The organism is Pedococcus soli, assembly GCF_054782575.1.
In genome coordinates, this window is record NZ_BAAGSF010000004.1 from 767895 (window position 1) to 780517 (window position 12623).

Annotated in this window: 13 protein-coding genes; 7 read left to right on the plus strand and 6 right to left on the minus strand. The window is 70.5% G+C overall.

Annotated features, from left to right (window positions below):
- Positions 1-31 precede the first annotated feature (31 nt).
- The 5 genes from ACYVKF_RS09745 to ACYVKF_RS09765 all read right to left on the minus strand — a co-directional run bounded on the left by ACYVKF_RS09745 (position 32) and on the right by ACYVKF_RS09765 (position 5641).
- Positions 32-664 (minus strand): DciA family protein, encoded by a 633-nt coding sequence (locus ACYVKF_RS09745; protein ID WP_369796225.1) that lies wholly within the window; start codon positions 662-664, stop codon positions 32-34.
- Positions 657-1856 (minus strand): DNA replication/repair protein RecF, encoded by a 1200-nt coding sequence (gene recF / locus ACYVKF_RS09750; protein WP_056919476.1) that lies wholly within the window; start codon positions 1854-1856, stop codon positions 657-659. The genes ACYVKF_RS09745 and recF overlap by 8 nt, the downstream gene beginning before the upstream one ends.
- A 78-nt stretch (positions 1857-1934) precedes the next feature.
- Positions 1935-3014, minus strand: a complete 1080-nt coding sequence (gnd, locus tag ACYVKF_RS09755) for a phosphogluconate dehydrogenase (NAD(+)-dependent, decarboxylating) (protein ID WP_460966294.1) — start codon at positions 3012-3014, stop codon at positions 1935-1937.
- A 102-nt stretch (positions 3015-3116) separates the two neighbouring features.
- Positions 3117-4250 (minus strand): DNA polymerase III subunit beta, encoded by a 1134-nt coding sequence (gene dnaN, locus ACYVKF_RS09760; protein WP_460966295.1) that lies wholly within the window; start codon positions 4248-4250, stop codon positions 3117-3119.
- Positions 4251-4900: 650 nt separating this feature from the next.
- Complete coding sequence (locus ACYVKF_RS09765) at positions 4901-5641, minus strand: TetR/AcrR family transcriptional regulator (protein WP_460966296.1); 741 nt, start codon at positions 5639-5641, stop codon at positions 4901-4903.
- Between the two features lie 133 nt (positions 5642-5774).
- On the opposite strand from ACYVKF_RS09765, the gene ACYVKF_RS09770 reads away from it, so the two are divergent.
- The gene (locus tag ACYVKF_RS09770; protein WP_460966297.1) at positions 5775-6761 is read left to right on the plus strand and encodes an NAD-dependent epimerase/dehydratase family protein; all 987 of its coding nucleotides are present in this window, start codon (positions 5775-5777) and stop codon (positions 6759-6761) included.
- Here the strand turns inward: ACYVKF_RS09770 and dnaA are convergent.
- The gene (dnaA, locus tag ACYVKF_RS09775) at positions 6742-8361 is read right to left on the minus strand and encodes a chromosomal replication initiator protein DnaA (RefSeq protein WP_056916085.1); all 1620 of its coding nucleotides are present in this window, start codon (positions 8359-8361) and stop codon (positions 6742-6744) included. The genes ACYVKF_RS09770 and dnaA overlap by 20 nt on opposite strands.
- A gap of 472 nt (positions 8362-8833) precedes the next feature.
- Between dnaA and rpmH the strand changes: the two genes are divergently transcribed.
- The 6 genes from rpmH (at position 8834) to rsmG (ending at position 12357) form a co-directional block, all read left to right on the plus strand.
- The gene (rpmH, locus tag ACYVKF_RS09780; RefSeq protein WP_056882794.1) at positions 8834-8971 is read left to right on the plus strand and encodes a 50S ribosomal protein L34; all 138 of its coding nucleotides are present in this window, start codon (positions 8834-8836) and stop codon (positions 8969-8971) included.
- A 10-nt stretch (positions 8972-8981) separates the two neighbouring features.
- Complete coding sequence (gene rnpA, locus ACYVKF_RS09785) at positions 8982-9350, plus strand: ribonuclease P protein component (protein ID WP_056916086.1); 369 nt, start codon at positions 8982-8984, stop codon at positions 9348-9350.
- A complete protein-coding gene (yidD, locus tag ACYVKF_RS09790; RefSeq protein WP_460966298.1) occupies positions 9347-9616 on the plus strand; it encodes a membrane protein insertion efficiency factor YidD in 270 nt (89 codons plus the stop codon). Before rnpA ends, yidD begins: the two co-directional genes overlap by 4 nt.
- Before the next feature lie 96 nt (positions 9617-9712).
- Positions 9713-10732 (plus strand): membrane protein insertase YidC, encoded by a 1020-nt coding sequence (gene yidC, locus ACYVKF_RS09795; RefSeq protein ID WP_460966299.1) that lies wholly within the window; start codon positions 9713-9715, stop codon positions 10730-10732.
- An 11-nt stretch (positions 10733-10743) separates the two neighbouring features.
- On the plus strand, positions 10744-11460 hold the full coding sequence (locus tag ACYVKF_RS09800) for a Jag family protein (protein ID WP_460966300.1): 717 nt from the start codon (positions 10744-10746) through the stop codon (positions 11458-11460).
- 150 nt (positions 11461-11610) lie between these two features.
- Positions 11611-12357: a 16S rRNA (guanine(527)-N(7))-methyltransferase RsmG gene (gene rsmG / locus ACYVKF_RS09805; protein ID WP_056919471.1), complete on the plus strand. Its 747-nt coding sequence runs from the start codon at positions 11611-11613 to the stop codon at positions 12355-12357.
- Positions 12358-12623 lie beyond the last annotated feature (266 nt).

Genomic DNA, 12623 nt, shown 5'->3' on the forward strand with positions numbered 1-12623 from the left:
AGGCACGGCCCGGGCGACCTGCCCGGCGGCCTCAGCCGTAGGTGTCGCGGGGCCCGGGTCCGGTGCTGCGCCGGGGACCCTTGGACCACGAGGGTGCGCTGGGACCGACGATCTTCAGCGCCGCGACGGTGCCCTTGCCGACCTCCCCCTCGAGCCGGCCCATGATCGCCGACTCGAGCAGCTTGAGCTGCGTCGTCCAGGCGGTGGAGTCGGCCCGGACGGTGAGCACCCCGAGCTCGAACGTCACGGGCACGCAGTGCTGGGCGACCTCCTCCCCGACGATCTGCGGCCACCGGCCCATGACCGAACCCACCGCGACGTCGACCTTCCAGCCGCGGTCGGACAGCAGCCGGTCCATCTGGTCGCCGAGCAGCAGGGGGTCGCGCCCGTCGCGCGGCGTCCTGCTGGGGACCCCGGGCTGGCGTCGGCGCATCGGCTTGAGCCCCGGCCGAAGTCCCTTGTCCCGGGCGGCTGCCCGCGCGCGCTGCAGGGCGGCACTCGCCGCGTCCTCGACCGACCCCGCCGCCTCACCGGAAGCTGTGGGCTCGCTGGGCTCGGTCGGCAGGCCGGGCTGGGCAGGCTCTGAGGGAGCCGCGTCCGTGTCGCCTGCGGCCGAGGTCTGCAGCAGGGGCTCGGGAAGGTCCTCGCCGGGGTCCTCACTCACGCAGGCTCACCTCACCCAGCCTCACGGCATACGTCCGGCCGGTCAACGTGCTCGGCACGTCGGCGTCCACGGCCGCGGTGATGAGCACCTGCTCGCAGTCGGCCACCATCGCGGCCAGCCGCTCGCGGCGGCCGGAGTCCAGCTCGGCGAACACGTCGTCGAGGATGAGGACCGGGTCGTCGCCGAGGTCGTGCCGCAGCAGCTGGTATGCCGCCAGCTTCAGTCCCAGCGCGAACGACCAGCTCTCGCCGTGGCTGGCGTAGCCCTTGGCGGGGAGCTCGCCGAGGGACAGGACCAGGTCGTCCCGGTGCGGGCCGGCCAGGGACATGCCGCGTTCGACCTCGCGCTCACGCAGCTCGCCCAGGGTCTCGAGGATCTCGGTGCGGAGCTGGTCGATCTCGGGCACCTCGCCCGCCGCGAGGGACGCGGAGGCGGCCTCACGCAGGGAGCTCTTGTAGGAGACGCGGGCGTCGGACTGGCCGGCGCTCACCTCGTCGTAGGCCTTCGTGAGGTAGGGGCCGAGGTCGCGCAGCAGGCGCAGCCGGGCGTACAGCAGCTGCGACCCGACGGTGGCGAGGTGCTCGTTCCAGATGTCGAGGGTGTGCAGCGCCGAGGCGCGCGCGTCCTCGACGGGTTCGTCGGTGGGCCGCGGCGGCGGCCGACGCTGTCCTCGGCGCAGCACCGGGGCGGCCGACTTCAGCAGGGCGTTGCGCTGCTTGAGGATCTTGTCGTAGTCGGCGCGGACGCTGGCCCAGCGCGGCTGCCGGGCCACGAGCAGGTCGTCGAGGAACTTGCGCCGCTCGCTCGGGTCGCCCTTGACCAGGGCCAGGTCCTCCGGCGCGAAGAGCACGGTCCGCAGGGTGCCGAGCACGTCGCGCGGCCGCCCTGCCGGGGAGCGGCCGAGGCGGGCCCGGTTAGCTCGCCCGGGGTTGAGCTCGAGCTCGACCATGGTCTCCCGACCGTCCCGCACGACGGCCCCCCGGATGACGGCCTGCTCCGCCCCGAACCGCACCAGCGGCTGGTCGGTCGCCACCCGGTGGCTCGACAGGGTCGCGAGGTAGCCGATCGCCTCGACCAGGTTCGTCTTGCCCTGGCCGTTGAGGCCGACCAGCGTCGTCACCCCGGGCTCGAGCGGCAGCTCGGCCGTGACGTAGCTGCGGAAGTCGGAGACGGTCAGGTGGCGGACGTGCACGGTCGACCGATCAGGTGCTCGACGGATGGGTGGACGGGCGGACGGGTCCGCCGACGGGCGCCATACCCCGGGGGTGGGTCAGCTCGACTTCTTCGCTGCGCGCTTGCGGGTCGGGCTGGTCGCGCCGGTGCCGGACGACGGGCCCGCGGCCGCGGCCTTGCGGCCCTTGGCAGCAGCCTTGGCCGCGCTCCTGGTGGGCTTCTCGTGGGCGGCAGCCTTGGCGGCGACGGCCTTCTCGTGCTTGGGAGCACCGTCGGCGCGCAGCTTCTCGCCCTCGGCGACGGACATGACCTGGTGGCCACCGAACCCGCCACGCAGCGCGGCGACCGCCTGCATCGTCGGCGACTCCTGCTGGCGCGAGGCGAACCGCGAGAACAACGACGCCGAGATGACGGGCATGGGCACCGAGTTGGCGATGGCCTCCTCGACGGTCCAGCGACCCTCGCCCGAGTCGACGGTGTAGCCGGAGACGTCCTCGAGGTGCGGGTTCTTCTCCAGCGCGTCGACGAGCAGGTCGAGCAGCCAGGAACGGACGACCGTCCCGCGGGTCCAGGCCTTGAAGGCACCGGGGACGTCGGTGACGATGTCCTTGGCCTCGAGCAGCTCGTAGCCCTCGGCATAGGCGGCCATCAGGCCGTACTCGATGCCGTTGTGGACCATCTTCGTGTAGTGCCCGGCGCCGACCTTGCCGGCGTGGACGAAGCCCTCTTCGCGCGGGCCCTCGGGGCGCAGGGCGTCGAAGATCGGCATGGCCTTCTTCACGTTGGCCGCGGTGCCGCCGACCATGAGGCCGTAGCCGTTCTCCAGGCCCCAGATGCCACCGCTGACACCGCAGTCGACGTAGCCGATGCCCTTGGACTTGAGCAGCTTCTCGTTCTCGAAGTCGTCGGTGAAGCGGCTGTTGCCACCGTCGATGACCATGTCGCCCTTGTCGAGCAGGTCACCGAGCTTGGCGACGGTCTCCCTGGTCGGCTCGCCGGCCGGGACCATCACCCACACGGTGCGGGGGGCGTCGAGCTTCTTGACCAGGGCCGCCAGCGTCTTCACGTCGGAGACAGCAGGGTTGTGGTCGAAGCCGACCACCTCGTGGCCCGCGCGGCGGATGCGCTCGCGCATGTTGCCGCCCATCTTGCCGAGGCCGATCAGACCGAGCTGCATGTGACGACGCCTTTCGTGTGGGGGCGGGGTCCGCGAGGGAGGACCTCCGTGGCGCACGGCATACCGCGCCGTGCGCGTAGGTCAGGCTACGCCCGGGTGAGCTCAGCTCGCGAAGCGGACGGGCATGAGGACGTAGCGGTACGACGTGTCGGCCTCGCCGTCCAGCTCGTCCTGGCCCGAGAGCACCGCCGGGCGAGACGGCTGGGTGAACGACAACCGGGAGAACTCGGTGCCGACGGCGCCGAGGCCGTCGAGCAGGAACTGCGGGTTGAACGCGATCTCGATCTCGGGACCGGTCAGCGTCGACTCGACCGCCTCGGAGGCCTGGGCGTCGTCACCGGTGCCGGCCTCGATGGCGACCTGGCCGTCGGTGAACCGCAGCCGGACGGGGGTGTTGCGCTCGGCGACCAGGGCCACGCGCTTGACGGCCTCGACGAGGTCGGAGGTCTTGATGACCGCCTCGGTGTCGACGCTGGAGGGGAAGATCGACGTCACCTTGGGGTACTCGCCGTCCAGCAGGCGGGTGGTCGTCCGGCGCTGGCCGGCCTCGAAGCCCACCAGCCCGTCGCCGCCGGCGGACGAACCGAGCGCCACCTCGATCGAGCCGGAGGCACCGAGCGCCTTGGCCGTCTCGGAGAGCGTGCGGGCCGGCACCAGCGCGAGGTGCTGGGCGTCGGTGGCCTCGGGGTTCCAGGTCAGCTCACGCATGGCCAGCCGGTAGCGGTCGGTGGCGAGCAGCGTCATCTTGTCGCCGTCGATCTCGACGCGGACGCCGGTGAGGATCGGCAGCGTGTCGCCGCGGTCGGCAGCGATGGCGACCTGGCCGACGGCCTCGGTGAAGACCTTGCCGTCGATGTGGCCGCTGGCGGTGGGGGAGGTGGGCAGGGTCGGGTAGTCGTCGGCCGGCATCTGCATCAGGCTGAAGCGCGACGAACCACAGGTCACCGCGACCTTGTTGCCGTCGGTGGCGACGTCGACCGGCTTGGTCGGCAGGTTGCGCGAGATGTCGGCGAGCAACCGCCCCAGCACGAGGACGGTGCCGCTCTCCGCGACGTCCGCGGCGACGGTGATCTTGGCGGAGACCTCGTAGTCGAAGGCCGACAACGTGAGGGTGCCCTCGTCGTTCGCCTCGAGGAGGACCCCGGCCAGGACCGGGACCGGGGGGCGGGCGGGGAGCCCTCGGGCCACCCAGGTCACGGCGTCGGCGAGGACCTCACGTTCGACCCGGAACTTCACCGTCGCTACCTGCCCTTCACGTGCGGCCCCGCCGCCTAAACACCACGAATGTGATTGCGCACTGACCCTAGTGCTCGCGCTGCGGTCGGCCAACCCGGATCGAGGATTCGCCTTTCGTGTGATCTGCACGGGGTCGGGGGCAGGATTGGTACTCGGGGCTGGATCTCTGAGTTGAGGGATCTCGTCATCGTTGTAGGGGGTGTGCACTCTGTGGACGGGGCGCGTCGGCGCAGGTCAGCGGGCCGATCCCCCTGTGCACACCGCGTGGACGCCGCGCCGGACCGATGGGTCCGGGCTGTGGAGGCCGATCCCGCGCCCACAGCGTCTCCACACGACACTCCCGGGCTGTCCCCAGCTCCGCGGTGTGTCGTGCACCGGTTGTCCACAGGTTGTCCACCGGTGTGCAGAAGGATCAGCCGAACGGATGAGAGACAGGGGGCCGCCACACATACCCACAGACTTGTCCACAGGTGTGGACCACGGGGACTTGGCCGGGATTGTCTGCTTTCCCGTGCTCAACGGCGGCGGGCCCGTGCTCCGGCACTGCCGGGTGGCGTCACGTGTCGGGAGGATGAACGAGCACGCACAGCTGTGGAGAGTGCTGTGGACAACTGGGGACAGCCTGAGGACAAGCCGTGGATGACGGGGGTTCAGGACGACAGGACGAGACGGCGCGCGATCGTCACCATCGAGGCGAAGTAGGCGTCCTTGTCGGTGACCGTGTCCGCCCCGAGCTGCTCGAACAGCTCGGTCGACAGCGTTCCCATGACCAGGGACCAGGCGGCGAGGCCGGTCACGAGCGTGCGCGCGTCGACCCCGCTGCCCTCGAAGAACTCGCTGCGCACCATGGTTCCGACTGCTCGTTCGGCCAGGTCCGTGGCATCCCCTCCGTCCTCGCCCGTCGCCAGCTGCCCGGATCGGGTGGCGTCCGCGAGCAGCCGGACGAGGAGCAGCTGCACCCGGGTGCCGGGTTCGGTCGTGCGCTCGGAGGGGGCGTCGTAGTCCGGGACCGGCGACCCGTACACGAGGGCGTACTCGTGCGGGTGGGCCAGGGCCCAGGTGCGCAGGCCGTGCGCGATCGCGTCCCAGCGTCCGCCGAGGTCGTCGTCCGGTATGGCGGCGTGCGCCTCCTCGACCGCGTCGCCGAGCGAGGTGTACGCGGCGACGATGAGCAGCGTGAGCAGGTCGTCCCGGTTGGCGACGTACCGGTAGAGCGCCGAGGACACCATGCCCAGGTCGCGCGCGACGGCCCGCAGCGACAGGGCGGCTGCGCCGTCCCGGGCGAGGTGGCGTCGGCCGGCTTCGAGGATCTCCTCCTCCATCGCGGCGCGGTTGCGGGCACGGATCCCCATGGGGGCGGACCCGGTGCGGGGGGCGTCATCGGTGGGCACCCGCCCATCCTGCCAGTTCAGTGAGCAGGTGTCACGAATGTGAGCAGTGCTCTTGACGAGGGGCCGTTCCCGGGTGTCTACTTCGAGAAACAGAGAGCAGTGCTCACATTTGAGGATCAAGGAGCTGGTGGTCATGGCGAAGTACGTGGTGATGGGGGCAGGGGCGGTCGGGCAGAACACAGCCCGTGCGCTGGTGGCGGCAGGGCACGAGGTGAGGCTGGTGTCGCGGTCCGGGCGGGGTGCACACCTCCACGGGGTCGAGCCGGTCGCCGCTGACGCGACGGATGCTGACCGGGTCACCGAGCTGACCCGCGGGGCGGATGCCCTGGTCAACGCCCTCAACCCGCCGGACTACTCGACGTGGGACCGCGACTGGCCCCCGCTGGCGGCGTCCCTGCTCAGCGCCGCCGAGCGCACGGGTGCCGGGCTGGTCATCGTCGGGAACCTCTACGGCTACGGCCGGGTCGACGGGCCGATGACCGAGCAGACCCCGCTCGTGCCCAACGGGCACAAGGGTGCGCTGCGCGTGCGGATGTGGGAGGACGCCCTCGCCGCCCAGGCCGCGGGCCGGGTCCGCGTCACCGAGCTGCGGGCCTGCGACTACACCGGGCCGGGCATCGGCGGGCGGATGAGCATGCTCCAGGAGCTGGTCGTCACCCCGGTGGTCCGTCGTCGGCCGGTGTGGCTGCTCGTGGGTGACCCCGACGCAGCCCACACCTGGACCGACGTCCGTGACACCGGCCGGCTCGCCGCCCTGCTCGCCCAGGACGACCGGGCCTGGGGACGGGCGTGGCACGTCCCCAGCGCACCGGCCCGCTCGATGCGTCAGGTCGCAGGTGAGGTCGCGGCCCTGGTGGGGCGCAGGACGCCGGCCGTGCGCGCCATACCGGCTCCCGTGGTGAAGGGGATGGGGCTCGTGGTGCCGTTCCTGCGCGAGCTGGCCGAGACCCGGCACCAGTTCGACCGCCCGTTCGTGCTCGACTCCTCCGAGACCGAGCGCGTCTTCGGTATGGCGCCCACGCCGTGGGAGCAGACCCTCGCCGACACGGTGGCCTTCGTGCAGGACCCTGCTGCTGTTCCCGGCGCCGCCGGGAACGGGATCAGCGAGACTGCTGCTTGATCCGGTTGGTCAGCTCGGTGACCTGGTTGTAGATCGCCCGGCGCTCGGCCATGAGCTGGCGGATCTTCTTGTCGGCGTGCATGACCGTGGTGTGGTCGCGGCCGCCGAACTGCTGGCCGATCTTCGGCAGGGACAGGTCCGTCAGCTCGCGGCAGAGGTACATCGCGATCTGGCGGGCCGTCACGAGCACCCGCGAGCGCGACGTTCCGCACAGGTCCTCGATGGTGAGCCCGAAGTAGGCCGCCGTCTGGGCCATGATCGTCGCGCTCGTGATCTGCGACCCCTGCTCGTTGGGGATGAGGTCCTTGAGCACGATCTCGGCCAGGCCCATGTCGACGCTCTGCCGGTTGAGGCTGGCGAACGCGGTGACGCGGATCAGGGCGCCCTCGAGCTCGCGGATGTTCGTCGAGATCCGGCTCGCGATGAACTCGAGCACCTCGTCGGGGGCGCTCATCCGCTCCTGGATGGCCTTCTTGCGCAGGATGGCGATGCGCGTCTCGAGGTCGGGGGGCTGGACGTCGGTGAGCAGGCCCCACTCGAACCGGCTCCGCATCCGCTCCTCGAACCCGGACAGCAGCTTGGGGGGCAGGTCGCTGGTGATGACGACCTGCTTGTTGGCGTTGTGCAGGGTGTTGAAGGTGTGGAAGAACTCCTCCTGCGTCTGCACCTTGCCCTGCAGGAACTGGATGTCGTCGATGAGCAGCACGTCGACGTCGCGGTAGCGGCGCTGGAAGTTGCTCGCCTTGTCGTCGCGGATGCTGTTGATGAAGTCGTTGGTGAACTCCTCGGAGTTCACGTAGCGCACCTTGACGTGCGGGTAGAGGTTGCGCGCGTAGTGCCCGATCGCGTGCAGCAGGTGGGTCTTGCCCAGCCCGGACTCGCCGTAGACGAACAGCGGGTTGTACGCCTTGGCCGGCGCCTCGGCGACGGCGACCGCTGCCGCGTGGGCGAACCGGTTGCTCGCCCCGATGACGAAGGTGTCGAAGGTGTACTTGGGGTTGAGCCGGGTCGCCGACTCGTCGGTGATGCTCGGGACCTCGTCGCGGGGACGCCGCTGCGCGGGAGCCGGTCCGGGAGCCTGGGCCGCCTGCTCGCCCGAGGGGTCCGGCCGCTCGTCGGGGTCGACCCGGTGCGCGGGCTGGTGCTGCGGCTCACGCTGGCTCGGGGCCCAGCCGTTGTTCTCGAGGTGGCCGACCTCCCGCGGGCTCTCGCCGTACCCCGCGTCGCGGAAGTTCGCCGGGGCCTCGCCGTACCCGCCGTAGGAGGCGGTACCGCCGCGCTGCTCACCACGCTGGTCGGGCAACCCGACGGTGTCCTCGACGTAGTGGTCCTCGTCGAGCGAGGGGTCGACGGTGACCGCGAGCTGCACCTGCGTGCCGAGCTGGGAGGACAGCGCACGGGTCACCGCGTCGCGGACCCGCTGCTCGACGACGTCCTTGGTGTAGTCGTTCGGCACCTTGACCAAGGCGGTCCCATCGAGCAGGCCCGAGAGCCGGGCCAGTGCGAGGAACGCGCGTTCGCGGACGGGCAGACCGTCGGCGTCGAGGGAGGCGATGGTGTTCTGCCAGATCTGAGCAAAGTCCAGATCGGCCTCACTCACAGGTCCCACATCCCTTTCGACGGTGTCCGCGTTGCTGCCCTGTCGCAGGGTCATGGTGTCCGGTCCACACTGTGCCTCATCCACATGGTTATCCACAACCTGTGGGCAAGGACCGGGACGAGGACGGACGCTAACAACATCAGCCCCCGCGGAGCAAGCCACACTCCGGAAAATTTGCCTGTCCCGGGCAAATTCGGGGCAGAGCCTCGGCGTGTCCGCGTGGACGTCGCCCCCGGCGGTGTTAAAGCGGGGTGGTTCGTCCCGTGTGCCGCCCGCCGACGGGCTGGTTTGACCCTGCCGTTCACGCTCGCGTACCTTGGAGCAGGCCTGTCGGCCGTTTTCGCATGCCCGTGACACCCCGTGGTCGCTCCCTTCCAGGAGCCGGTCGCGGCGCGGGTTTCCGATTGCGGCCGCGTGCCCCCCACCAGCACTCAGCAGGCCAACCGGGCCTGACCAGTAACGGAGAAACCTCGTGAGCAAGCGTACTTTCCAGCCGAACAACCGTCGCCGGGCCAAGACCCACGGCTTCCGCCTGCGGATGCGCACCCGTGCGGGTCGCGCCATCCTGTCGGCTCGTCGCGCCAAGGGCCGCTCCGAGCTCTCCGCCTGAGGCAGTCCCTGTGCTGCCCGCAGGGCACCGGCTCCGCACGAGCTCGGAGTTCTCGGCAGCGCTCAGGGGCCCCAGGGGAGCCCGAGCAGGCTCCACGCTCATCGTGGTCCATGCAGGACAGACCGACGCGCGCGCGGGACAACCGCCGCGGGTCGGTTTTGTCGTCTCCAAGGCCGTCGGTGGCGCAGTGGTGCGCAACCGGACCAAGCGTCGGCTGCGGGCGCTGATGGCGGCCCGTCTCAGCGACGTCCCGGCCGGTACGGACCTCGTCGTCCGGGCGAATCCCGCTGCGGCGCAGGCGAATTCGGCGCAGCTCGGGGCCGAGCTGGACCGGGTCCTGCCGAAGGTCCTCGCTCGGGTGGGGTCGGGTCGGCGATGAGGTCCGTCGGCAAGGTCGTCACGACTCCGCTGATCGGCCTGATCGTGCTCTACCAGCGGTTCGTCTCCCCGATGCGGCCCCAGACGTGCCGGTACTACCCCTCCTGCTCTGCCTACGCAGTCACCGCCCTCCAGCGATTCGGTCCCGTCAAGGGAACCTGGCTCGCCCTGAAGCGGTTGGGCAGGTGTCATCCCTGGACCGCCGGGGGTGTCGACCATGTGCCAGCCCAGTCAGCACGACCCGCCCAGCCCGCAGCCCAGCGGTAGGGCACCAGACCTGCCGGCCACGCGTCATACGCACTGCATGGTCGGAACCACTGGTGGGACGTCAGCCCGACGGCCCACCACCAGATTGAGGACACCATGAGCTTCAGTGATCTGATCTACCCGTTCGAATGGATCGTCGCGTGGATCCTGTACGGCTGGCACAGCCTGTTCGACACGATCGGGATCCCGCCGGACTCGGGCGCGGCGTGGGTGCTGTCGATCATCGGCCTCGTGGTGGTCATGCGGGCGGCGATGATCCCGCTGTTCGTCAAGCAGATCCACGCCTCCCGGCGGATGCAGCTCATCCAGCCCGAGATGCAGAAGATCCAGGCCAAGTACAAGGGCAAGACCGACCCGGACTCCCGTCAGGCGATGACGCAGGAGACGATGGACCTGTACAAGCGGACCGGGACCAACCCGTTCAGCTCGTGCCTGCCGATCCTGCTGCAGTCCCCGTTCTTCTTCGGCTTGTTCCGTGTCCTCAACGGCCTGCAGAAGATCGCCTCGGGCGAGACCCAGCCGATCGGTCCGATCAGCCGCACCCTGGCCGGTCAGGCGGAGCAGTCGACGCTCTTCGGTGCCCAGCTCTCCGACAAGTTCATCGGTGCGGACAGCCTGACCACGCAGATCGTCACCATCGTGCTCATCGTGCTGATGTCGGCCTCCACGTTCACCACCCAGCGTCAGCTGATGATGAAGAACATGCCGGCCTCAGCGCTGGACAACCCCTTCGCCAAGCAGCAGAAGATGCTGCTCTACCTGATGCCGTTGTTCTTCGCCATCTCCGGCGTCAACTTCCCCATCGGTGTCCTGCTCTACTGGCTCACCACCAACGTGTGGTCGATGTGCCAGCAGTTCTACGTCATCCGCAAGATGCCCGCCCCGGGTTCGCCGGCGGAGAAGGCCATGCAGGAGCGTCGGGCCAGGCGCGGCAAGCCGGTCGAGGAGTTCCGGGTCAAGGGACTCGACAAGCCCGAGGAAGAGGCTCCCAAGGCGTCCGGCCAGCGGCAGCAGCCGAGCCGGAACAAGAAGAAGAAGACGAGTGCCGCAGGCAAGCCGAAGCCGGCCACCGCGAGCTCGCCCGTGCAGGAATCCAAGCCGCAGACCGACAACTGAGAGCGATGACCATGACCGAGCACCACGACACCGTCGTCGACGAGACCAGCCAGGCCGGCCAGACCGAGGTCGCGGCGAGCACCGACGCGACCCCCGCGGGTGACGCCACCGACGCGCACGCCGCCGAGACGGACACCGTCAGCGCGCACTCCGAAGCCTCCGAGGCCGACACCGACTCCGACTCCGACGATGCCACCGACGCGACCGACGCCCACGACGCAGGAGCCTCCGGCTCGACCTCCCGTCGTCGCCCCGCCAAGACCGCTGACCTCGAGCGGGAGGGCGAGGTGGCAGCCGACTTCCTCGAGACCCTGCTGGACATCGCCGACCTCGACGGCGACATCGACGTGGACGTCGATGGAGACCGTGCTGCCGTCTCCATCGTCGACTCCGACGAAGGGCGGGTGCCCCGCCGCCTCGTCGGACCGGACGGCAAGGTCCTCGACGCGCTGCAGGAGCTCACCAGGCTCGCGGTGCAGTCCGCGACCGGTGAGCGCAGCCGCCTCATGCTCGACGTGGCCGGCCACCGCGCCGAGCGACGAGCGGCGCTGGTGACCATCGCCCAGAAGGCCATCGCCGACGTCAAGGCGACGGGCCAGCAGGCGTCGCTGGAGCCGATGACCGCGTTCGAGCGCAAGGTGGTCCACGACGAGGTGCTCGCCGCCGGCCTGGTGTCGGAGTCGGACGGGGTCGAGCCTCGCCGTTTCGTCGTCGTGCTGCCGGGCTGACGCGGTTTCACGTGAAACAGCGCCGATAAGGCGCCGCCCGACGGGCGCAGGACCGGGACACCGGACCTGCGCCCGTCGCGCATTTTCCCCTCGCCGGACCCGGCCCCTACGCTGGTCGGCGCAGCCCGATCGATTCGACCCCGAGGTGACATGAGCGACCAGCCCGCCCCCAGAGACGCCGCCGAGGCTCCGCTCATCGCGCCCGCTGCACCCGCGGCGGCCGCGGTGGTCTTCGGGGACCGCCTCGCCGTGGCCGAGGCGTTCGCCGCGATCCTGGCCGACACCGGGGTGTCGCACGGCCTCATCGGTCCCCGTGAGGTCCCGATCCTGTGGGAGCGGCACATCCTCAACTGCGCCGTGGTGCACGAGGCCTTCCCTGAGGGCGCGGCGATCGTGGACGTGGGATCCGGGGCCGGGCTCCCCGGCCTGGCGCTGGCCATCGCGCGCCCTGACCTGCACCTGCACCTCGTCGAACCCATGCTGCGCCGCACGACCTGGCTGTCCGACACCATCGAGGCGCTCGGTCTGACCAACTGCACGGTCCACCGGGGCCGGGCCGAGGAGTTCCACGGAGTGCTGTCCGTCGAATGGGCCACCGCTCGAGCGGTGGCCAGGATCGACAAGCTGGCCCGGTGGACGTTCCCCCTCCTGGCTGCCGGTGGAACGCTCGTCGCCCTGAAGGGCAGCAGCGCCGACGACGAGCTGGAGGCGGCCGCACCCCTGCTCCGCAAGCTCGGCATGGTGGGATCGCAGGTGCAGCGCTACGGAGGCGACCTGCTGGAGGTTCCCACGGTCACGCTGGAGCTCGTCGTGAAGCCCCGCCCGGCGACCAAGGCGGAGGCTCGTCGCGCCAAGAAGGCGACGCGGCCGGGAACAGCCTCCCGACGCGACGCCTGAGCCCGCGCTGGACGCAACGGGACCAAGCGGTCAGACCGGACGAGGACCCGCGTGGTGCGGCGGGATCGAGCGCGTTTGTGAGGCCACCCCCACGTAGGGTTGGATGATGCCCATGGCCAACGAGGTGACCGCGTGACGACAGCAGCGCTGCAGCTGAACCGGGGTCTGGGATGGCCCGGACGTCAGGCGGGCCCCAGCACCGCCGTGGGTTGGCCCAACGTCTCCGACGAGCAGGAGCAAGCCGTCGAGAGCCAGACCAGCGACGC